Origin of the sequence: Psychrobacter sp. 1U1, from assembly GCF_051847535.1 — a bacterium.
GTDB lineage: Bacteria > Pseudomonadota > Gammaproteobacteria > Pseudomonadales > Moraxellaceae > Psychrobacter > Psychrobacter saeujeotis.
Genome location: NZ_JBPYDD010000005.1, coordinates 130,272 through 152,661 on the forward strand (window position 1 = coordinate 130,272; position 22,390 = coordinate 152,661).

A 22,390-nucleotide genomic window follows, 5' to 3' on the forward strand; every position below is an offset into this window, starting at 1 on the left:
CATACTACTAACGTAAAGACTTACGCAGTATCTTACCTACCGCCGTCTTAGGTAATTCATCGATAAACTCGTATGACTGCGGGCGTTTATAACCTGTCAGACGCTCGCCAGCGAAAGCCTGCAACTCCTCTACGCTCAAGCTTGCCTCTTTTTTGACCACAAAGGCTTTTGGCACCTCGCCACTATGCTCATCTGCAATACCAATCACCGCCACTTCAAGTACTTTTGGATGCTCAGTCAACGCAGCTTCTACTTCATTAGGATAAACATTAAATCCTGAAACCAGTATCATATCTTTTTTGCGATCGACCAGCGTCAAAAACCCTTCTTCATTCATTACCCCGATATCACCTGATTTAAAATAACCATCTTTGGTAAAGGTGTTGGTATTATCTTGTTGCCAATAGCCGCGCATCACTTGTGGGCCTTTTATGCCTACCTCTCCAGGCTCGCCAATTGCACATGCTGAGTCATTTTCATCAATGATTTTGATATCCATCATGGCTAATGGTAGCCCTACGCTACCATTAAAATGGCTAATACCAGGTGGGTTAAAAGAGATAACAGGAGAAGTCTCAGACATGCCGTACCCTTCATTAATTATCATGCCAGTGACTTGTTGCCATTGATCAGATACTGCTTTAATAATCGCTGTACCGCCACCGATAGATAGCGCCAAGCGACTAAAATCAAGGCTGGCAAACTTTGGATGATGCAGCATACCAATAAACAAGGTATTGACCGATGGAATGACATGCGGACGATGCTGCTCAATGGTCTTGACTAGGCCATCGATATCGCGTGGGTTGGTGACCAATACATCTTCCCAGCCGCCATAAATGCCCAGCAAGCCGCAAACGGTAAAGGAGAAGATATGATAAAGCGGCAGCGGATTGAGTATCTTAATCTGCTCACGACGTCCCGCTTCAATCGCATTGCCAAACATCGCATAGCATTGACACACATTGGCCATGACATTATAGTGGGTCAGCATAGCGCCTTTTGGCTTACCAGTCGTGCCCCCTGTATACTGTAATAATGCCAAATCTTCACGCTCGATAGTGACGTCTTTAAAGTCTTCTGCGCGCTGCGATTGTAAGATGTGCGCAAATTTTATATGGTCCTTTGAGTCTAACGTATTAGCCGCCGCTGATTTGGTTATAGATGAGTTATCGACTGGCTTGGCGCTAAGCTGACTTAATAACGTGATGTCATTGTCCGTAGATGTAGCATTGAGATCGACAGAACATCTCACAACCCATTGCAGCTGCGCTTTGATATCATCGTCCAACTGCTCATAAGCTGAGTCCATACCATCTAGGATGATAAGACCACAAGCTTGAGCATCTGTCAGCTGATGCGCCAACTCATAGTGGGTATACATAGGATTGACATTGACCAGTACCGCTCCTGCCCGCAAACAGCCGAGCAATACCACGGCATACTGTAATATATTGGGCAGTTGAACAGCGATACGATCGCCTTTATGGATGCCTTGTGCTTGTAAAAAGGCGGCAAAGCGGCGACTAGCGATATCTAATTGCGCAAAACTCAGCGTGGCAGGACCCATACTAAAAGCCACAGAATCGCTATGCTGCTCAATCTTTGGTTGTAACAAATCTAGTAGGTTATGCTTATCTTCTAACACATTTAGATTGTTTCTTAGTTCATATCTTTCATACGCGGCTTGCCATAATGGAGGGACGGTACTACTGGGGGCATTGTTTTCAGAACTGGTATTCATCAGTTAGCATCCTTGCTTGGTTGTCACTATTAGTCTCAGAATAGCACAGTTTATTCTCTGTTTTACAAATGAGTAGAGCATGATTTTCTCTGGCTTCTACTCACTTTTTATGGTGAACGCGACTTAAAGTAAGAGCCAATCATTCACAAAGTACAATAAAAATTAGCCACAAAAAAACCAGCGCGATGGCTGGTTTTCTATTTTAAATACTTAAAGCTAGAACTGTCTAATTACGCTTTAGCCATTTGGGCAAATATCTCATCGGCCGCTTTGATCGAGTCTTCGATATCTGTATCGCTATGCTTAATAGACATAAAACCTGCTTCATAAGCAGACGGTGCCAAATAAATACCGCGATCTAACATACCATGGAAAAAAGTGTTAAACACGTCCATATCGCACTCTGTCACATCATCAAAGTTCTGAGGTACAGTCGTCTCATTGTCTCGAACAAAGAACATACCAAACATGCCGCCCAATTTATTGGTACGCAGATTAATACCATGCTTGTCAGCTGCCGCTTGAAAGCCATCAACGAGCTTGTCTACTTTCGCTGATAATTCATCATAGAAGCCGTCTGCCGTTAAGTCTTCAAACATCGCGATACCAGCACGCATCGCTAGCGGATTGCCTGACAACGTACCCGCTTGATAGACACCGCCAAGTGGCGCGATACAAGACATGATTTCTTTTTTGCCACCAAAAGCACCAACGGGCAAGCCTGCACCGATGATTTTACCAAAACAAGTCAAGTCAGGATCGATACCGAAGTGCGCCTGGGCGCCACCAAGGCCAACGCGAAAGCCTGTCATCACCTCATCAAAGATAAGTACTGCGTCATTAGCGGTACACTCAGCACGCAAGGTATCATGGAACTCTTGGGTTGGGATAACCATGTTCATGTTGCCAGCGATTGGTTCTAGGATAACGCAAGCAATCTCATCACCCCATTTCTCAAAGCAGTCTTTAATCGCTTGTGGATCATTATAAGGAATGGTGATGGTATGCTTAGCGAAATCTGCTGGCACGCCTTTTGAGGTTGGCTCACCAATATCCAGCATTCCTGAGCCTGCCTTCACTAGCAGACTGTCTGAATGGCCATGGTAGCAGCCTTCAAACTTGACGATTTTGTCACGCTGCGTATAGCCACGCGCCAGACGAATCGCACTCATGGTCGCTTCTGTACCAGAGCTGGTCATACGAATCATCTCAACGCTGGGTACGATGTCACAAATCTTATCGGCAACCGTGGTTTCAAACGGTGTTGGTGTCCCAAAGCTTAACCCATCATCAGCGGCTTTTTTGACCGCATCGATCACTTTTGGGTGCGCATGACCCAAGATCATTGGCCCCCATGAGCCAACATAATCAATATAGGCATTGTCTTCGGTGTCGTAGATTTTGCTGCCATTAGCACGGTGCATAAAGATGGGCGTACCACCTACCCCTGCAAAAGCGCGGACGGGTGAGTTGACACCGCCTGGAATATGTTTGCGAGCTTGCGCAAATAGTTGTTCGTTTTTAGTGCTCATGGTTATTCTCTATTGTTTTATTAAAAGTAAAATCTTTCACTTAAATATTATTGAACTTGTTGGTTAAACTTATCGTCTCAAGCCTTTTTAACGACTGAGGATTTAAGCTTCATGGGGCCATAGCCATCAAGTTTACAGTCAATATCGTGGCCATCGCTCGCATCTGGCAACAAGCGAATGCTTTTTGCCTTGGTGCCTACTTTGATAACGATGGATGAGCCTTTAACTTTTAAGTCTTTGATGACGGTCACGGCATCGCCATCTTGTAGCTCGTTGCCGACAGCATCGCGAATGACCGCGTCTTGCGCCTCTGCCTCAGCCGCGTCAGTCTCAGCTGCCGTCCATTCATGAGCACACATAGGGCATACCAGTAACGCACCATCTTCGTACGTATATTCAGCATCACATTTTGGACAATTGGGTAAGCTCATTATTTCCTCGGCAGCCATCATCATGTAGGTTTATTCTAGACTTAGCCTAGACCCCAGACTAGAGATAACATTGTACCGTAACTCGCTTGCTTTAACCAATTTGTACGGTTGAAAATTGGGCACTGCGCCCAATCTAAACCTTAACCATAGCGTTTCTTATGACAGTGCTTTTTATGGTACTCTTCAACCTCATTTAATTTTGTATTCACTTGTCTAATAGGGGATAAAAGCGCCAATTTGCTTCTTTTGTTCCTTATATCTAAGACCCAGTTATTCATAAGTAAGCTCTTATTAGAAGGATAATAACAATGACTCAATCTACCGACGTCTCGACTTTGCCGCAGTTTTCTCAATTAACTATCCAAGGTGAAGATGCTGAAAAATTCTTACAAGGACAATTAACTTGTGATGTGACCAAGCTTGGTCTTAGCTATCAGCCAACTGCCCTTAGCAACTTAAAAGGGCGTATTGAATTTGGACTTTGGATTAAAAAACAAGACGAAAAACATTATGACGTGGTGACTAGCGCTGATTGTGTAGACGCTTTACAGGCACATTTAAAGAAATTTGGAGCGTTTTCGAAGTTTGAGACCAGTGCAGCAACAGCCATTTATCCTTGTGTGCTCGCTGATGAGCCAACCTTTAGCCATAAGGATGAGCATAATACAGCAGAAGATACTCAAGCTTGGATGCAGCGAAGTATTGCTACTGGCAACTATTGGATCGTGGCGGCAACGCAGGGTGAGTTTCAGCCGCAAGAGCTGCGTCTGCATCAGCGCGGTGGTATGGACTACGACAAAGGCTGCTATTTGGGTCAAGAGGTCATCGCTCGCATTTACTTTAAAGCGGCGCCCAAGGCGTTTTTGCACTATGTTAGCGGGACAGGTGACGCGCCAGCAGCAGGGGATAAGCTTGATAAGATCCAAGTGGTCAATGCCATTGCTACCAATGATGGCTTTGAAGCGCTAGTCGTTGCACGTCCAGCCCATCTTGATGATAGCGACCTCACCCTATTGGAGTTGCCAACAGCACTTCAAGCTGATGTCGCACGTCCAAAGTAGCGTGGTCCAAACCGCAGTAAACTGCCCAACAAGCAGCTAAAACAGTCACTAAGAGATTTTACTCATGACCCATATTGCGGTACTCGGAGCAGGCGTGGTGGGCGTGACCACCGCATGGTATCTTCGCCAAGCTGGCTATGATGTGACTGTCATCGAGCGTGAATCTGCAGCGGGAATGCAGACGTCGTTTGCCAATGGCGGGCAGATATCGGTTTCGCATGCGACCCCTTGGGCCAATCCTACTACTCCAATGAAAGCGCTTAAGTGGCTATTTAAAGAAGACGCGCCACTATTGTATCGTCTGCGAGCTGACAAAGCGCAGCTTAGGTGGGCGATGCAGTTTTTGCAAGAGTGCCGTGCAGATAGAGCCGATGCCAATCTGATACAGATGGTGCGTTTGGGACTATATTCACGAGAATCTTTGCAGCAGCTACGTGCTGATATTGGTATCGATTACGAGCAGCAAAAGCGCGGTATCATGCATTTTTATACCGATCAAGCTGAGTTTGACGCTGCTATTGCGCCAACAGAGCGTATGCAAGCGCTAGGCTGTGAGCGTCATATCATTGACATTAATAATGCGGCCAGTCTGGAGCCCGCGCTCTATCCTATTGCCCATAAGCTCAAAGGCGCTACTTATACCAGCCGCGATGAATCGGGTAATGCCCATCTATTTACCCAGCGCTTAGCTGAGCGCTGCGCTAATGCTGGCGTACAGTTTTTATATGACACCGAGGTATTGGCATTAAACGCTGACGCCCACTCTAGTCGCCCGCATATCCATAGCATCAATATTCGTCCCAAAGGCGAAAATGTACAAACTTTTAGTGCAGACAGCCATGTATTGGCACTTGGTAGCTATAGTATCGCCTTGATGAAGCCGCTTAATATTCATCTACCGATCTTCCCTGCTAAAGGCTACTCGGCCACTTATCAGGTCAATCCCCGCGCCCCCCACCTAGCACCTTTTGTCAGTCTCATTGATGATGAGTTTAAGCTGGTTACCTCACGCCTTGGCGATAAATTGCGCGTCGCGGGCACAGCAGAATTTAACGGCTATAATTTGGACTTAAACACTATACGCTGCCAAGCCATTACGCGCCGTGTACAGCAGTTATTCCCAAAAGGCATCATTGCAAGCTCTGTGCAATATTGGACGGGGCTGCGACCGATGACCCCATCAAACGTACCCTTAATAGGACGCGCGCATAAAGGTCACATCCGTCATGGTAGTCACAATACAAGCGCTAGTTTCGATAATTTATGGCTTAATACGGGTCATGGTACACTTGGCTGGACGCATGCTTGTGGTTCTGCCAAAGCGATTAGTTTATTAATACAGGGCGAGACACCGCCAGTCGATTTTGACTTTGTAGGTGTAAACGCTCAATAGAGAACACTTACACCAGCCATACATATTTACTTTTCGTATAGTTAATCTGCCATAAAATAAGCATAGTACTACTGGTAAAAATTTTGCGTAGCCTCTGTCTGCGTAGGCACATAAGCAAGGAAAATTTGTACCAGTAGCACGTTATAGTTTTTGTACTTATTTTATGCAGCACTTCCTGATTTGATTTCGGAAGATTCGCGGTTAGCATCAACGCTTGAATCGGTAGTGTCCAAATCAAACCCTTCAGGCTTAATTGCTTCTAACTGCACCGGTACGCCGTTGACCGCTGCGTTACCACTTAACTGATCGATTAACGTATCATCCGTCAAATCATTGACACTGACACCAGCATGCGCCTGCGCAATCTTTTGTTTGACGCCTTTACGGCCGTGACCCCAACCATGCGGGATGCTCACCACGCTTGGCATCAGCTCATTCGTGACTTCTGCGATGATATTCACACTGCCAACGCGCGAGGTAACTTTGACGTTTTGACCGTCCTCGATACCGTATTCTTTGGCCGTTTCTGGATGCAACATGAGCGTACAGCGCGGCTTACCTTTTACCAAGCGATAGCTATTATGCAGCCACGAATTGTTACTACGTACATGGCGACGACCGATCAATAAAACCTGCTCATCATCATAATCCTGCATCATCTCCTGTACGCGCTCTAAATCTGCTTGATAAAAGTCCACATTGAGATGTATTTGCTTGTCTTTATGTTTTAACGCTTCTGGCAACATCTTTTTAAGCGGCCCTAAATCAACCCCGTGCGGATTTTTCTTCAACTTTTTTAGATTAAGACCTTTATAAGGCCCACGCTTTAAACCCTGATTGAGCACAAATTTCGGACCCAAAACCTTTACTAACAGACGCTCAACTCTGGTTGTAAGCGGCGCTTTTTTATCTAAACGCTTTGCCAGCTCTAAATAGATTTGCCAATCATGTTTGGCACTTTTTTTCTTACGGAATAGGGCTTTTGAGTATTTAGCTACGTTATGCACAGCAAAATTGTTGAAAGTGACATCATAATGGTCACGCTCTAGCGGCGATACGGGTGGCAAAATAATATCGGCATGACGACTGGTTTCTGTGACAAAATAATCGATCACAACCATAAAATCCAAGCTGGCAAAAGCCTCATCTAATTTTTCACCATTGGGCGTGCTGAGTACAGGGTTGCCAGCGACAGTCATAAATCCTTTTAACTGCCCTGCGCCCTCTACCAGCATCTCATCCGCCATCGCCACCACTGGATAATCGCCATTAAAATCAGGCAAATTACTCACGCGGCTATGGCGTTTACCAAGATAGCCTGGGCCTGAGTTATTGACCACATCGACTGCAGGATTAGGGAACATCAAGCCACCCATTTCATCTAAGCGACCTGTGACAATATTAATGACCATAATGAGATACTGACTTAATAAGCCAAACGCTTGTACCGATACGCCCATACGCCCATAGCAGACCGAACTTTCGGCTTCACAAAACTCTTTGACGAGACGTTTAATCTCACTTGCAGCAATACCAGTAATATCAGCTACGGATTCGGCGCTATAGTCTTTAGCAAAGTCTGCGAGCCGCTCAATCTCTGGCGCGAGGGCCGCCGCTCTATTATTTTTAGCGCGCGCTTTGTCCGCATAACCTTGCAAATAAATTTCATTGAGCATGGCGAGCAAGAGTAAGACATCGGTCGCTGGGCGAATAAAATGATGCTCGCTCGCAATATCTGCTGTTTCGGTGCGTCTTGGATCTATTACCACCACTTTGCCATCACGGGCTTTGATGTCTTTGAGCTTTTGACGCATGTTTGGCGCGGTCATAATACTGCCGTTCGACGCCAGCGGATTGCCGCCGATAATGAGCATGTATTGGGTACGATTGACGTCGGGCACAGGAATGCGCAGCATATGCCCAAATAGATGCATACTGACGATGTGGTGTGGTAGTTGGTCGATGGAAGTCGCAGAAAAGCGACTGCGCGTCTTTATACTACTAAGTAAATGCTTAATGGTCAGCATGCCGCCTAGGTTATGGACGTTTGGATTGCCTAAATAAATACCAAGGGCGTTTTTACCATGTTTTTTCTGTACCGACTGAATGCCAGCAGCAACTTTATCTAGCGCCTCAGACCAGCCAATCTCTTTCCAACCGTGAGTAGTTCTCTCAACGGGCTGACGCAGACGATCATTGTCTTCATGCAAGTCTTGTAAGGCAGTCGCTTTTGGGCAAATATAACCTTGGGAGAATGGGTCGTCTTTATCGCCTTTAATCGATAACACTTTTTCACCATCGTGCTTAATGACGATACCGCACATCGCTTCGCATAAATTGCAGGTTCTAAAATGGGTTTGCTCATTCGTCTTGGTTTGCTCGTTACTCATGGCACGCTCCTTGTGATTTTCCTACCGTCAACTCTATACCTATAATCAACTCTATATAAGTCAAATACGATATCAGGTTTATTCAACGTACTTTTGTACACATTTTTTGTGTTTACGCTCTCTTGAACTGACTATATAAATTTCGTTCTATCATATTTATAGCTTCAATTATTTTTAACGCAAGAGCACACTCTAGTAGTTATTGTAGCTATTGTTATAACAATAAGATTATATCTATTTAAGCGGCAGCTCTATAAATGAATATTTAACAAAGCATATTTATTTGGCTAATATGTCTTTAATCAAATCGCATATCTCAGCTCATGCGTTTAAAAACTATTTATTGTACTTACGCAATCTAAAGAAAAATCATGAACTCTTTACATAGATAAGGGGCTTCTAACAAAGGTATGCAGACAACCATAATGAAGTAACACTCTAAACATTGCATATACAGACAATGCAATTGTTAGCACCTATATTAGATATCACCAGTTGGCTTGTTGGTATCTACCAATGACAACTGTACGACGAATAAAATATTAAATAAAGACAGATGGAATGATTGTCTCAAAAATTAATTCAACAACAACAGAAGGAATATAATAATGAATGAACATACTCTAAAAGGCGAATGGAACCAAATGAAAGGCGCTGTTAAGCAAAAATGGGGCGATTTGACTGATGACGATCTTACCCATATTGAAGGCAGCCGTGATAAATTGGTCGGCCGTGTACAAGAGCGCTATGGTCATAGTAAAGATGACGCTGAACGCGAAGTAGACGATTGGCGCCGCGAACACAAATACTAAGATATTTTTTTACTAAAGAGTAGATAAATAGTATTTAAAGTATCTTAATCAGAAAATAAAAAACCGCATCAACGTTATGCGGTTTTTTAATGGTCAATAGCTTATGTACTGTCCAACCAATCTGCTTAATAAACTCGTTGAGAGACGTACTTAATAGACCAGAAAAATAATTTCTGATTGTAGTTCTGTTTTGCTTTTAGCCCGTTTATCTCATTGCCCAGTAAGTTAAAAAATTCTTTACTATAGCTATACTCTAGTAAAATGGAATTTTCTTAACCGTTAGACACGATAAAACCGCATAGCAATTTATTGTTATGCGGTTTTATTGTTAACTATCCATGTTACCTATCACGACTGACTGTTATACATCCTTGCATAATATTCAGTATGTTGTGATACTAGGCATCCTGCCCTTTTTACTACGACTATCACAGCATATACTGCTGCTCTCAGCAAAGGTTATATATCCTTACTCCACTTATTATTATCTTCCTGATGCTAACAAGTGAATCATTATCCTTAATGCGGTCAACTCAATCCTTGAGTCATACTCCCTAATGCCGTGTGACTATAGTGTCAAATTATTGCTTTCATGTTAAGTCGCGTAAGCGTCATTGCTTGTAAGCATATGCTTACACAGCGATTCTGCATATTCCTTATAATAGCTCGCTATACCCTGCAGTATAACCAAGATTAAATCAGTATCTCACCGATGATGCCCACTAAAAACCCGAGACAAGCGCCCAATGATGTCAAATAATGATGATCAAGTTTACTCTCAGGAATAAGATCTTGAATGAGCAGATATAAAATACCGCCACTAGCAAATATCATCAGATGGGCAGTCAAATCTGGATATGAGCTCAGTAAATAGTGACCGATGAGCGCTGAGATAATACCAAAAAAGCTTAAACCAAAAAATATCAATAAGGTTTTTTTAACACTAAAGCCACTTTGAACCAAATCACGAAAAGAGTTGAACGATTCTGGTAAGTTTTGTAGACCAATAAAGACCGCTAGTAGCGCCGCCATCTGTGGCTCGATAGAAAATACCGCTCCAAGCGCAATCGACTCAGGTACAAAATCCATCATCATCGCAAGTAAGGTCGCCTGCTGACCACCCGACCTGGCCAGACGCCGATCGATGAGCATAAACAGTATGGCTCCCATTAAAAATGATCCTATTACACCCCAGACGTCAAGCGTCTCCATTCCTTTTGGTACTAGTACCAATGCTAGCGCCGATAAAATAATACCAGCACAAAACGACATGAGCGTATGAGTGATTTCATACTTAACTGGACTGTCTTTAACATGATGATTGAACACATTGGCCAAAAGACCACCAACAAATACGGTGATACCAGCAAACCCTGAGAACAAAATAAGTTTTAGCAGCATAACTTGTTCTTTTATTATTCTAAACAGTCTTAGCGTTAGCTTGATATCATAATATTTACAAGATTATGCTCACTAAACGCGTAGTATTCTTACGAAAGCATCAGAATTACTTACAACTTATTAACGAAAACGACATCTGCTATGAAGTTTTGGCGCCTACCATAGTGAATGTAAAAAAATATTTCAGAATATTTTTGTTGATTAGTATTAGCTTAATAGATTAGCTGAATAACAACGTTATAAATAAGGCTAAATCGGTGAATGCCAATGACTAAGAACGCTAACAACTAAAATTGTTTGGTAAATAAAATCAAAACGCCATGCAACTGACTAACTGAAAAATAGTAATAAAAAAGAAGATACCTATAATGAGTACAAAAAACCGCACTACCTTAAAAACGATGACCGCATCCCTTCTAGGTGCCGCCCTACTTAGCACCGCTCTTGGCGGTCCAGCGATGGCATACGACCATGATGGCAACCGCTATGAAGGCAGATATAACCATATCTATAAAGATAAGAATTTTGGCAAAAATATTGGTAAATTGCGCGCTGATTTGCGCCGAAGTGGCTACTATGTGATGGATGTCGAACCAGTATCAGACTCGCGTATCAACGTCTATGCTAAAAAGAACAATCAGCCTTATAAGCTTAAATATACTTATCCAGGCTTAAAGCTTATCAGCTCTGACAAAAGAGAGTGGTCCACTATCTGGGATGATAGAAAACATCACGGCGACCACCATGATAAAAATGACATCGAAGAAACTATTAAAAACGAGTCACGCTACCCTAAGATCAAACAGCGCGCTATAAAAAAGCTAAACAACATGGGCTATCAAGTCGAAGATATCGAGATCGATGAAAAAAATGGCAAAGGTGTCTTTGAGATTGAAGCTACCAATAGTGGTCAAGACTATGAAGTAATCTTAGGCTATCCTAACTTAAACGTCATTAAACTTGAGCGTGACTAACAAACGCCTTGTATGACTAAAGCTTGCAATGATTTTCATAAGCTTGGAGCATCCTTTCGATTTAGGTACCCACCCTTTGGTACCGCCGGTCAGATAAGCCACTTTGGTCTTATCTGGCCGTTTTTTTATGACCATCATCATAAGACGCTATTATCATCGGTTGCGCCATTCCTAGCTACATTGCTTACGGAGATATTGTTGATGACAATTTACCTCATCAACATCTATAAAAAACATAAAAAGACCCTCAAAACCAAAGACAGTTAGCTTTAAGAGGAACTAACCTCAAAAAGTACAAATCTTGCTCGTACTAAAAGTCTAGCACCTCTATCACATCATAGGCAGGCGTCTCATATGGGTGTGCCTGCTTTAATGCATTGATCACCTCTTTGATGATTGATGTTTTAACCACCATTTCAATGCGCCACTCACTCACCTGCTCTAACGTATCCTGTGCGCCAATGTGCGGATTGCTGCCAGCAGTCGGCATAAACTGCCCCATCCCTTGCACTTGCCAGCAGCACTGCTCATAATTACCAATAGTACCAGCACCGGCGGCAAATAGCGCCGCTTTAACTGATTCCAAAGCACTATCTGGAATAAAAACCGTTAGTTTATACATTTGTTAATCTCCGAGTGTTGATGTAGATAATACAAAGCGCTAGCATGCCTTACTTTTTTGATAATGACGGATGATCTGTCCACACGTAGCGCAGTAGCCAGTCTTTGGCCTCACCAGCATAATCAATACCAATACGAGGACGTAATGTTAATGGCGGCTGACAACCATCATCCTCAATCCAAACGCCAGACTCAAAGGCAATAGGCGCGCCGTACAAATCGCGATCAATTTGTAAGCGCTTAGTCAGCTTACCTGGCCCTGCTAACTGTTTGATATGGTTCAGCTGTTTGTCTTTACTGAGCGCTTGCTCCTCAATTAAGCGATCACTGTCCTCACATAAAAACCCAGCGCGAATCAATACCGATTCAGGTGACTCAGCAGATCCACTGATGAGATTGAGCATATGATGCACACCATACGTCAGATAAACGTAAAATACGCCCCCTTGCTCATACATAATCTTAGTACGTGAGGTACGAGTACCTGCATGCGAATGACAAGCAGGATCGTCTTCACCAATATAAGCTTCAGTTTCTGAAACACGCATACGCAGCGTTTTAACGTTGCCATCAGTGTCTGTCATCTGTCGACATAAAATTTTGCCAATCAAATCTGCTGCCACCACGCAGGTTGGGCGGGTAAACCAATCAGGCATTAATATGGTAGATTTAGTCATTTGTTCTTGAGTCGTGGGCATGGAGGTGACCTTTTTATTTTTATGAATAACTTAGCATAAAAACTAAAAGGTCGTTGTGCTGGGAATGTTTGTGCTGTGTTTGCATTGACGTGGATAAAAGCTGTGCGTTAGCGAAGTTTGATGGTTGGTACTGACTGGTTTGTCTTTAGCAGTTGGTTTTAAGTGGTCTATTTATGTGGCTTCTGTAGGTTATACATTGAAAACTAACTGTTTCAGCTGTATTGTATGAACTATTATCGATAAATAAGCTTTTTAGGCTAACATGAAAAAGATTATTTACCCTGTTCTTTTATCATTTGAAAAAATAATAAGATTATATTTTCAAACCCTAGTAAAGACAATGACATCTCATAGTTGTAAGGACTAATAGACGTCTGTCCGTTCTGCTCCCTATACAGCCTATACATATGATATATATACAAAAAGTGAGGTAGTAGAATGCTTATATGGATTATTCTTTATATTCTTATTTGTTTATTGTTCAGATGGCTCATATTCTCTAATGCTAGTATGGCAGAGAGACTTGGCTCTTGGGGTTGGACTCCAAACCAAAACAAACTTTATTTTTCAATTATGTGGTTGTTCTCAACCTTTATATTTTTATTCGGAATATTTAACAGCGATTTTCGTAACTCCTTTCTGTTAGAGTATTTATTTTAAACGCCATTATAATATTTGATCTAATAACGACTATTAATTATTGTCAACTATGTTGTAGATTATCAACAGTACTAATCAGTAAGCGTAAACAGTAAGCATAAAAAAACTGAGCACATGGCCCAGTTTTTATTGAACATATAGATACCTTTAATCCATCGGTACCCCAATACGGCGGGCGACCTCTTCATAGCCTTCGATCACATCACCTAAAGATTGACGGAAGCGGTCTTTATCAAGTTTTTTCTTGGTCGCTTTGTCCCAAATGCGACAACCATCTGGTGAGAATTCATCACCTAAAACGATGCGGTCATGAAAGACGCCAAACTCAAGTTTAAAGTCAACCAAAATCAAATCGCCCTTGTCAAACAAGTCTTTTAAGACCTCATTGACCTGATAACTGATTTCTTTCATTTTTGCCAGCTGATCATCGTTCGCCCAGCCTAAAGTTACGGCCAGTGTTTCGTTGACCATCGGGTCGCCTAGCGCGTCATCTTTATAAAACAGCTCAAAGGTTGGCGGCGTCAATACCTGCCCCTCTTCTAACCCTAAGCGGCGCACCAGACTGCCCGCGGCGTAGTTGCGCACCACGCATTCAACGGGCAACATATCCATACGCTTGACCAGCACTTCATCGCTAGAGAGCTGTTTTTCAAAATGCGTCTCAATGCCAGCTTCGCTAAGTTTTTGCATAATAAAAGTATTAAAGCGGTTATTAACCTCGCCCTTACGTGCCAATTGTTCGATGCGCTTGCCATCGAGCGCCGAGGTGTCATCGCGAAAGTGCAAAATTAAAAAATCGTTGTCCTCGGTTTCATAGACAGATTTGGCTTTGCCTTTATAGAGCAATTGTTGCTTTTGCATGGTAGAGGATCCTGTTCATTCAAACTTAGGTAATAAAAACGTGCAACCACGGCCAAAGTATTGGCTGCAATATAGTACGTAAAAAACTAGATTACTAATTAGCAGGGGCAGCAGTTACTGGAACCGCGCGTTCAGGCTTTGGTAGCCGATACTGCTTGCCTGATTCATTCTGTAGCTTGAGCGTGTTTGCTCCAAGATTTGGCGTAGGGTACAAAGGCACAAATGGTGCTGCTTCTTGGGAGACAGGCATCTCTAATGGCGCAAGCTTTTTACTATCTTGGTATTCTAAGCTGCCATTGTCACGCTTGCCAAGTAGCTCTTTGGTAGCCTGACAGCCACTTAATACTAAAGTGCTACTTAACACTAAAGTCACTATGGCGGTCAATCGTTTTGGGGTCGTTAATGATGCTTTCATCATATTATCTCTCAGAGTTAGCAATCGACACTTATTTAGATACGGTACGAATACTGTGCCTACCATATCTAATGATTGGTTTTTAGCCGATGTTTATAATAAACCTGCCTGTTCTAAGGCAGTATCAATCGTGGCATGATGTTCTTTGGCCAGCCATACTAGCGGTAAACGAATACCTGTATCTATCATACCCATTTTATGTAACGCATATTTTGCTGGAATAGGACTCGACTCAATAAATAAATCACGGTGCAAATGCTTAACGACATCATGTACTGCATACGCTGTATCAAAATCTCCACGTAGAGCAGCTGAGAAGGTTTCACTCATCGCTTTAGGCGCGACATTGGCAGTTACTGAAATATTTCCTTTGCCGCCCACTTTCATCAAATCAAGCGCAGTGCCATCATCACCAGATAGAACCACCATTCTATCACCGACTGCTTTAATCAACTGCTCTCCGCGTTCAACAGAGCCAGTCGCATCTTTAATCGCCACAATGTTATCAATATCCGCTAGACGCTCTACGGTTTCTTGGGCAATATCGACAACCGTACGACCTGGCACATTGTAGAGCATCTGCGGCATATCCACAGCTTCGGCAATAGCCTTGTAATGCTGATACAAGCCTTCTTGAGGTGGCTTGTTATAGTAGGGTGCAACCAATAAAGCACAGTCCGCTCCAGCTTCCTTAGCATCTTGAGTAAGCTTAATCGCCTCCATGGTATTATTAGCGCCCGTCCCAGCAATGACTGGTACGCGGCCATTAACATGTTTGACGAAGTAGCAAATAACATCACTATGCTCTTGCATGGATAAAGTCGCAGACTCACCTGTAGTTCCAACTGCAACGAGACAATGAGTGCCTTGCTCAATCTGCCAGTCTATAAGCTTGGCAAGACGTTTATAATCGACCGTACCGTCAGGATGCATGGGCGTCACTAGGGCTACCATTGAGCCTTGTAGTCGGGTTTTGATATCGTCGTATGCTGTACTCATAACTGTGCCTTACTGTATTGTCTTAGCTTTGATTAAAGCTATCACATGATAGGTCGTATGCAAGGACTACTGTCCTGCTTCATATTAATGCTGTTCGCTCAACACTCAATTGTGATGAATGTTTGGCTAAATAAATATTATTAACTACTGTTATAAATGCTCGATAGTGTAGCATATTTTGATTTAGTCACTCACTAACAATTGAGCGTCAATTGGCTATTATTTGTAGAGAATAAAAACTTAAATCTTTTAGTATAGAAGTATGTTTAACAACCAGTATCAATCTTGATAAAATTTTTACTTACTTTTAACGAATCGTCAATACATCAATGGTAGGACGACGGAGACGAAATGGCAACCCACGCGTACCGATGCCACTACTGACGAATACTTGAGCGCTTGCATGTTGATACAATCCGCGCGTATTATTGAAGCCTGCATAAGAAAAAATAGTAGATTTGATGCTAGCACCATTATTAGCGCGTTGCGGCTTGGGTAGGTTGCTTAGTTTTTCGCTAGACTTTGCAGATTTTGCCGCTGCAGCAATCAATAACGGCCTTGGCTTTAATGCTTTTGGTAAATCCGTAATACTATCAAAGCGTGACGCAAGAATAACAACTGGCAATACCGACTCTTCAATTTCAGTACACAGCTCCGCTTTGTTAGCTACCATGGTAATGTCGCTATCAGTAGCATCATTCTGAGTCGGTTTGGGTAACTGAGATGTTTTTGCGACGGGATTCTTACCAGATTGCTTGCCATCAACTTGTTGACTTTTGCCTTTATAAGATGACGGCATATCCTGCCAGCCGCACAGCATCGCAACCTGCGGTGTCAGATTTGAGTTTTTTGGTTGCGCACTTGGTGTGATGTTTTTAGCAAGGGAAGTAGCAATTGGCGGTAGCAACCGGCATTGCTGACCGATATAGGTAATGTCGAGTACATCAAAAGCGCATGCCAAAGTATCTTCTAATAAAGGTTGACCCTGCTTGGTCGTATTCATCGATTGATAACGTAAATCCGAGATGCTCATGACGGTATAAACAGGCTTATTGACGCCTTTAAAAAGCATCAATTGCCCAACCAAATCCGCTCCCGGATAATAAAGCCAATCGCCAGTAATCAATACCGCATCTACCGATAGCTCGTTAATTGTCGCCACAAGCTTGCGTATGTGTCGCGGTTTGCCACTATACAATCCAATACGTAAATCTGCTAATACAGCTACGGTCATGGCTGCTTTTAAGTCGATATCTACTGTCTGACGATGTATACGCAAGCGATTGGGCTGCACGATAACCGTATAAAAATACAATCCCATAGCTACTAATGCGATTAATACTAGCGATAATGGTAACTGCGCCACTACTGAAGTCACGATTTGTGTTCGATCGATGATTAATAGTAGTGCCCAGATCGGCATGGTGTAGGCGGCATAATATAATGCCAATTTTGGCCAAATGCGCATAAAGCGCTTACTGGGGTTGGCATTAAAGGTTTGTATTCCTGACCACAATACCACGTACGCTAACAGTGCTGTTGCGGTAAGCATACTTAGCGTATAGAGGGTGTGGTCAATCATGAATACCTAGCTGTAATATAGACGTACAAAAATAAAGAAATACTGATTCTGACTAAAATCAAAAAACCAGCCATTATAAAGGGCGACGTCGATGATAAACAAGTCTCTTTAGCGACCCTTTATGACCAGTTATTATCACTGGCCCTACTCGATACGCAGTCCGATAATCGCTGGTATTCCCTGACGCATCACTTCAATGGTCACCACCCCTTTAGTCGGTAGCGACGAGATGGCATCAGAGAAATCGCTTGCAGTGGCTATAGGCTTTTGATTCAAATTGGTGATGATATCCCCTGCCATGATACCTGAACGCGCAGCCAGTCCTGTCGGGTCAACAGCGGTAACGAGTACGCCAGTCTTATCATCGGTTGCAAGCTCCGCTTGCTCATCTGGCGTGAGGTTACGCAGACGCAGGCCTACGCGCACTTCGTTATTTTGCTGATCACGGCCCTGAGCTTGGACATCACTTGGAGCCTGACTAAGCTTACCGGATAGCGTCAACTGCTTACCGTTACGTTGTACTTGTGCGCGAAAAGCGTCATTGGGACGCGCGCGATTAATGAGGTTTAATAGGTCTGATGCTCGCATGATTTTGCTATCATTATACTGCAAAATAATATCACCTGTTTTAAGCCCCGCCTTCTGCGCAGGTGAATCTGGCGATACGCGGGTCAACAGCGCACCTTGTGGCCGTGCCAACTGATAGACCTCGGCCAAGTTACGGTCGATATCCTGCGGATAGATGCCCAGATAAGCACGCGCCACTTCACCGTTAGATTTGAGCTGCTCATAAATATCTATCGCCGCATCTATCGGGATGGAAAACGACAAACCCATATAGCCCCCTGTACCGCTAAAAATCCGTGAGTTGATACCGATGACTTCACCGCGCTGGTTAAATAGTGGCCCACCTGAGTTACCAGGATTGAGTGCCACATCTGTTTGGATAAAAGGGACACTGGTCTCGCGTGAGAAGCTGCGCGACTTAGCACTCACAATACCAGCGGATGCTGAGTAATCAAAGCCGAATGGTGAGCCAATCGCCAATACAGGCTCACCGACTTTTATAAGATTAGAGTCGCCAATAGGTAGCGCTGGAAACTGCCTACCCGATACCTTTAGTACCGCTACATCTGAGCGCTCATCACTCCCAATCAGCGTCGCATCAAGCTCTGTACGGTCATTTAAAGTGACAGTAATGTTATCTGCGCCTTCTACTACATGATGATTGGTAAGCATATAACCGTTAGAGGTCACAAAAAACGCAGTGCCATAAGCATGTTCAATTGCTGGTATCACCGCCTGTTCAGGGATACGTACGCGGTCACCAAAGAACTTGCGCAATAAGTCAGCAGTCTGGGCTTTTGCCAGCTCAGCCTCACTGACGGTCTTGGTTACATTGACCCGTGCCACGCCTGGTGTTACTTGCTGTACAAGATCGGAGAAATCAGTAGTAATGACGGCAGCTTGCGCACTAGAGACAGTCATAACACTGATAGCTAACGCGCTGACACTTGTGGTCATCGCTGTGCTTAAGATCGCTGTCAGTATTCTGCGTTGTAGTTTGCCCTGTAGCTGATGAAATTGTGATTGGCCCTTCATCTCATTACTCTCCCTTTTAGACGTTTAAACATTTTGTCTTCTATTTTCTTGATTTACTTATATAGCCTGTTTGACCCGTTTTCTCTAGACTACCCAAACCAATACGCACTATGATTGGATAAACGCCGTTTGTATTATGCAGGAGAACAGTTGTCATGGCTATGTGCCTACTGCTTTATACATAAACAAGATGCCTAAACGAGTATATAGAAAAATTCGTTTGTAAGGTGTTAACTCGTATCGACATTCTCTACTACCACTGATTGCTTGTTGTGTTTATACCTATAACACGTTTCGCACAAGCAAAATAAAATCATGGTATGATAACAAACCAAATAAATTCAATAATAAACAAAAGTTTATAAATAATACGCAGTCATTTTCTATGAAATTATCATGTGCTAGTCTTTGTTTCTATTGGTTTGCCCTGTCTGTTTGTGCATTATAAGATGACTTGTAACTGCTTTTGAACGCTTTTTCCTATTATATAGATTTCTACTACTATTTTTGCCGATTACGTTATATGGCATAACTACCCCTGTATGATAACCAATCGTCATAAAAAAAACCGTTGTTACCGTTTGCAATAACTATTTACTATCATAAAAGTTAGGGTCTATTTTACGCTTATCAAGAGTCGCTGTTAGATTGTAAGCGTCCCCCTAACGTATGTGCAGTATGACAAGCTTATAAAAGGATTAATTTATGGATACCGCCCTATTGTTATCCGGCGTGGTTGGGATCGGCATCGCGGCCCAATGGTTGGCTTGGTACTTAAAGCAACCGTCCATTTTGTTTTTGTTGCTGATCGGCATTATTGTCGGTCCAGTATTGGGTTACTTTGACCCTGATTTGGTTTTAGGCGAGCTTATGTTCCCTATTATCTCTTTAGGTGTGGCCATTATTTTGTTTGAAGGCTCGTTGACACTTGAGTTTGATGAAATCAAGCAGCATGGAACCGTGGTGCAGATGCTGGTGTCAATCGGGGTGGTCATTACCATCGCGGTAGTGGCGCTATCGACCTATTTATTGTTCGATGTCGACCCTTTGATTGCGTTATTATTTGGTGCGCTGGTTTGTGTGACTGGGCCAACGGTGATTATGCCGTTACTACGTAGTGTACGTCCAAATAAAACCATCTCTAATATCCTCAAGTGGGAAGGTATCATCATCGATCCTATCGGTGCGATTGCCGTGGTATTGGTGTATGAGTACATCATCTCAGGCGGTGAGGCCAGCAGTCTTTTGCTATTTGCTAAGATTGTGGTTTTAGCGACAGCGCTTGGTATGGCGGGCGCGTGGGTATTGGCGTTCTTAATGCGTCGTCATATGGTGCCTGAGTTTTTACGCAATGTCTTTACCCTCGCCTTTGTCTTAGTACTATTTTCGATATCGAACCATTTAGAGCACGAGTCTGGTCTTTTAACCGTGACTGTACTTGGCGTGGCACTGGCGAACTGGCCAAACTTCCCGCGCGATACGATTTTGGAATTTAACGAGTCGTTGACTGTTTTATTGATCTCCGTATTATTCATTATTCTTGCGGCTCGTGTAGAGCTGGCAAGTCTTATGAGTGTAGGTTTTGCAGGGATTATATTGCTGGCCATCGTGATGTTCATCGCGCGTCCGCTCTCTGTTTGGGCGTCTTCTATTGGCTCCAACTTAAAGACCAATGAAAAGCTGATGATTAGCTGGATTGGTCCGCGTGGTATCGTCGCCGCCGCCATCTCATCACTGTTTGCCATTCGTCTACAAGAGTATGATATTCAAGGTGTTGAGCTATTAGTACCGCTGGTCTTTATGGTCATCATTGGCACGGTTATGATCCAAGGCTTGGGCGCAAAAATGGTTGGTAATTTGCTGGGCGTGCGTGAGCCTGCTACCAACGGCATTTTGGTCGTCGGCTCAAACCCCATCGCGTTATTAGTAGCGACGTCTTTACGAGATCAGGGCTTTGATGTGATCGTAGCGCACAACAACTATACCAATATCGCCGGTGCTCGTATGAGTGGCCTACGCACTTATTTTGGTAATCCAGTCTCGGATCACGCTGACCATCATCTCGATCTGATCGGTATCGGTCATCTGTTTGCCATGAGTACAGATAAAGAGCTAAACACCTTATCTGAGATACATTATCGTCATGAATTCGGTGAACAAAAGATATTTCGTCTAAAGTTCAGCGACGAAAAAGTCAAAAATGAGCGCGATACCAAACAATCAAACTTCCATTCTCAGTGGCTGTTTGGCAAAGACGTTACTTACACCAAGCTTGCCAGCATGCTATCTAAAAAAGCGCGTATCAAGATTACCAATATCACTGACAGCTATAGCTTTGAGCAATACAAAGCGGATAACAAACAATTTGTCCCTTTATATACACTCGATAAAGAAGGCAAGCTGAGTGTGATTACGGACAAATTCGATGGTGTTGTGCCCCGTGATCGTAAGCTGGTCGCTTTGGTCGTCGATGACGATATACAACCAAAACCTGTAGACGTGACTGACAAACAAGTACAAGCACGTGCCGTCGCTGATGCACATTTTGAAGCCAACTCTAAAGCGCCTGAAAAACGCAAAGAAAAAGAGATGACTGAAGAGCTGGCCGATGAATCTGAACAAGATAACGCAACAGCAACGAAAGCTGATGTAGATGACCAGAGTCAAAGCCAACCGGCACAGTCAAACGCTACATCAGCAGCAGATTCGCTGACAGAGTCAAATAACGTGACTGCCAAAGAAAAATCGATCAGCCCTGTAACCAATAGTCAAGAGAATGCCATTGCATCCTCTAAAGCCGCTAATAAAGTTACTGAGACGACAAAGCCCGCGCAAAAAGTGTCAGGCTCAGTCGCTGCATTAAAAGCCAACGCTAATGGTAGTGGCAGTGCACCCAAAAACAAGAAAGGGTCGTTGGATCCAAACCGTCTACCTGACACGGATAAAAATACTACTGCTGATAAAGAGACTGCTGCTAAGACTGACACCGTCGAGATAAAAGCTGATGACAGTTCAGATAAGCAGTAAAAGCGTTTAGCTTAGTAAGAGTATTTTGTTCTAAGGCAATAGAAAAACCCCAGCTTATAATAGCTGGGGTTTTTTATATCTATTAGTTTAATAGTTGCTCGTTAACCGTTATTAATTAACAACTAAAGCATTTCGAACATCTACCAATCACGTTGAATCGTAAAGTTAAATCATAGCATCGAATAAC

The 22,390-nt window shown here is 43.3% G+C and carries 17 protein-coding genes; 5 read left to right on the forward strand and 12 right to left on the reverse strand.

Annotation, left to right across the window (positions count from 1 at the left end; all coding sequences use genetic code 11):
- Positions 1-7: 7 nt before the first annotated feature.
- The 3 genes from ACS8FB_RS09130 to ACS8FB_RS09140 all read right to left on the reverse strand — a co-directional run bounded on the left by ACS8FB_RS09130 (position 8) and on the right by ACS8FB_RS09140 (position 3,707).
- Positions 8-1,744, reverse strand: coding sequence for an AMP-binding protein (locus tag ACS8FB_RS09130; RefSeq protein ID WP_439262316.1), 1,737 nt, complete (start codon positions 1,742-1,744; stop codon positions 8-10).
- 230 nt (positions 1,745-1,974) lie between these two features.
- Positions 1,975-3,276: a glutamate-1-semialdehyde 2,1-aminomutase gene (gene hemL / locus ACS8FB_RS09135; protein WP_439262318.1), complete on the reverse strand. Its 1,302-nt coding sequence runs from the start codon at positions 3,274-3,276 to the stop codon at positions 1,975-1,977.
- A gap of 77 nt (positions 3,277-3,353) precedes the next feature.
- Positions 3,354-3,707: a zinc ribbon domain-containing protein YjdM gene (locus ACS8FB_RS09140; RefSeq protein WP_299186065.1), complete on the reverse strand. Its 354-nt coding sequence runs from the start codon at positions 3,705-3,707 to the stop codon at positions 3,354-3,356.
- A 308-nt stretch (positions 3,708-4,015) separates the two neighbouring features.
- On the opposite strand from ACS8FB_RS09140, the gene ygfZ reads away from it, so the two are divergent.
- A complete protein-coding gene (ygfZ, locus tag ACS8FB_RS09145; RefSeq protein ID WP_439262320.1) occupies positions 4,016-4,768 on the forward strand; it encodes a CAF17-like 4Fe-4S cluster assembly/insertion protein YgfZ in 753 nt (250 codons plus the stop codon).
- 64 nt (positions 4,769-4,832) lie between these two features.
- Positions 4,833-6,161: a D-amino acid dehydrogenase gene (locus ACS8FB_RS09150; protein ID WP_439262322.1), complete on the forward strand. Its 1,329-nt coding sequence runs from the start codon at positions 4,833-4,835 to the stop codon at positions 6,159-6,161.
- A 161-nt stretch (positions 6,162-6,322) separates the two neighbouring features.
- Here ACS8FB_RS09150 and ACS8FB_RS09155 read toward each other — a convergent pair whose 3' ends face one another.
- Positions 6,323-8,551: a molybdopterin oxidoreductase family protein gene (locus tag ACS8FB_RS09155; protein WP_439262324.1), complete on the reverse strand. Its 2,229-nt coding sequence runs from the start codon at positions 8,549-8,551 to the stop codon at positions 6,323-6,325.
- 608 nt (positions 8,552-9,159) lie between these two features.
- Here ACS8FB_RS09155 and ACS8FB_RS09160 point away from each other — a divergent pair.
- On the forward strand, positions 9,160-9,363 hold the full coding sequence (locus tag ACS8FB_RS09160; RefSeq protein WP_299218560.1) for a CsbD family protein: 204 nt from the start codon (positions 9,160-9,162) through the stop codon (positions 9,361-9,363).
- Positions 9,364-10,056: 693 nt separating this feature from the next.
- Here the strand turns inward: ACS8FB_RS09160 and ACS8FB_RS09165 are convergent.
- Positions 10,057-10,764: a ZIP family metal transporter gene (locus tag ACS8FB_RS09165; protein ID WP_439262326.1), complete on the reverse strand. Its 708-nt coding sequence runs from the start codon at positions 10,762-10,764 to the stop codon at positions 10,057-10,059.
- Between the two features lie 368 nt (positions 10,765-11,132).
- Here ACS8FB_RS09165 and ACS8FB_RS09170 point away from each other — a divergent pair, with 368 nt between their 5' ends.
- The gene (locus ACS8FB_RS09170) at positions 11,133-11,738 is read left to right on the forward strand and encodes a hypothetical protein (RefSeq protein WP_439262328.1); all 606 of its coding nucleotides are present in this window, start codon (positions 11,133-11,135) and stop codon (positions 11,736-11,738) included.
- A 310-nt stretch (positions 11,739-12,048) separates the two neighbouring features.
- Here the strand turns inward: ACS8FB_RS09170 and ACS8FB_RS09175 are convergent, their stop codons facing one another.
- From ACS8FB_RS09175 to ACS8FB_RS09205, 7 genes are all read right to left on the reverse strand, one after another.
- The gene (locus ACS8FB_RS09175) at positions 12,049-12,360 is read right to left on the reverse strand and encodes a YqfO family protein (protein WP_439262330.1); all 312 of its coding nucleotides are present in this window, start codon (positions 12,358-12,360) and stop codon (positions 12,049-12,051) included.
- Positions 12,361-12,409: 49 nt separating this feature from the next.
- Positions 12,410-13,057: a DNA-3-methyladenine glycosylase gene (locus ACS8FB_RS09180; protein ID WP_439262332.1), complete on the reverse strand. Its 648-nt coding sequence runs from the start codon at positions 13,055-13,057 to the stop codon at positions 12,410-12,412.
- An 807-nt stretch (positions 13,058-13,864) separates the two neighbouring features.
- The gene (purC, locus tag ACS8FB_RS09185) at positions 13,865-14,578 is read right to left on the reverse strand and encodes a phosphoribosylaminoimidazolesuccinocarboxamide synthase (protein ID WP_439262334.1); all 714 of its coding nucleotides are present in this window, start codon (positions 14,576-14,578) and stop codon (positions 13,865-13,867) included.
- Between the two features lie 94 nt (positions 14,579-14,672).
- Positions 14,673-14,996 (reverse strand): hypothetical protein, encoded by a 324-nt coding sequence (locus ACS8FB_RS09190; protein WP_227511675.1) that lies wholly within the window; start codon positions 14,994-14,996, stop codon positions 14,673-14,675.
- Between the two features lie 90 nt (positions 14,997-15,086).
- Positions 15,087-15,992, reverse strand: coding sequence for a 4-hydroxy-tetrahydrodipicolinate synthase (gene dapA, locus ACS8FB_RS09195; protein WP_439262336.1), 906 nt, complete (start codon positions 15,990-15,992; stop codon positions 15,087-15,089).
- Between the two features lie 307 nt (positions 15,993-16,299).
- Complete coding sequence (locus ACS8FB_RS09200; RefSeq protein ID WP_439262338.1) at positions 16,300-17,574, reverse strand: hypothetical protein; 1,275 nt, start codon at positions 17,572-17,574, stop codon at positions 16,300-16,302.
- A gap of 144 nt (positions 17,575-17,718) precedes the next feature.
- Positions 17,719-19,098: a Do family serine endopeptidase gene (locus tag ACS8FB_RS09205; RefSeq protein WP_439262608.1), complete on the reverse strand. Its 1,380-nt coding sequence runs from the start codon at positions 19,096-19,098 to the stop codon at positions 17,719-17,721.
- Positions 19,099-19,881: 783 nt separating this feature from the next.
- On the opposite strand from ACS8FB_RS09205, the gene ACS8FB_RS09210 reads away from it, so the two are divergent.
- Positions 19,882-22,203 (forward strand): cation:proton antiporter, encoded by a 2,322-nt coding sequence (locus tag ACS8FB_RS09210; RefSeq protein ID WP_439262340.1) that lies wholly within the window; start codon positions 19,882-19,884, stop codon positions 22,201-22,203.
- Positions 22,204-22,390 lie beyond the last annotated feature (187 nt).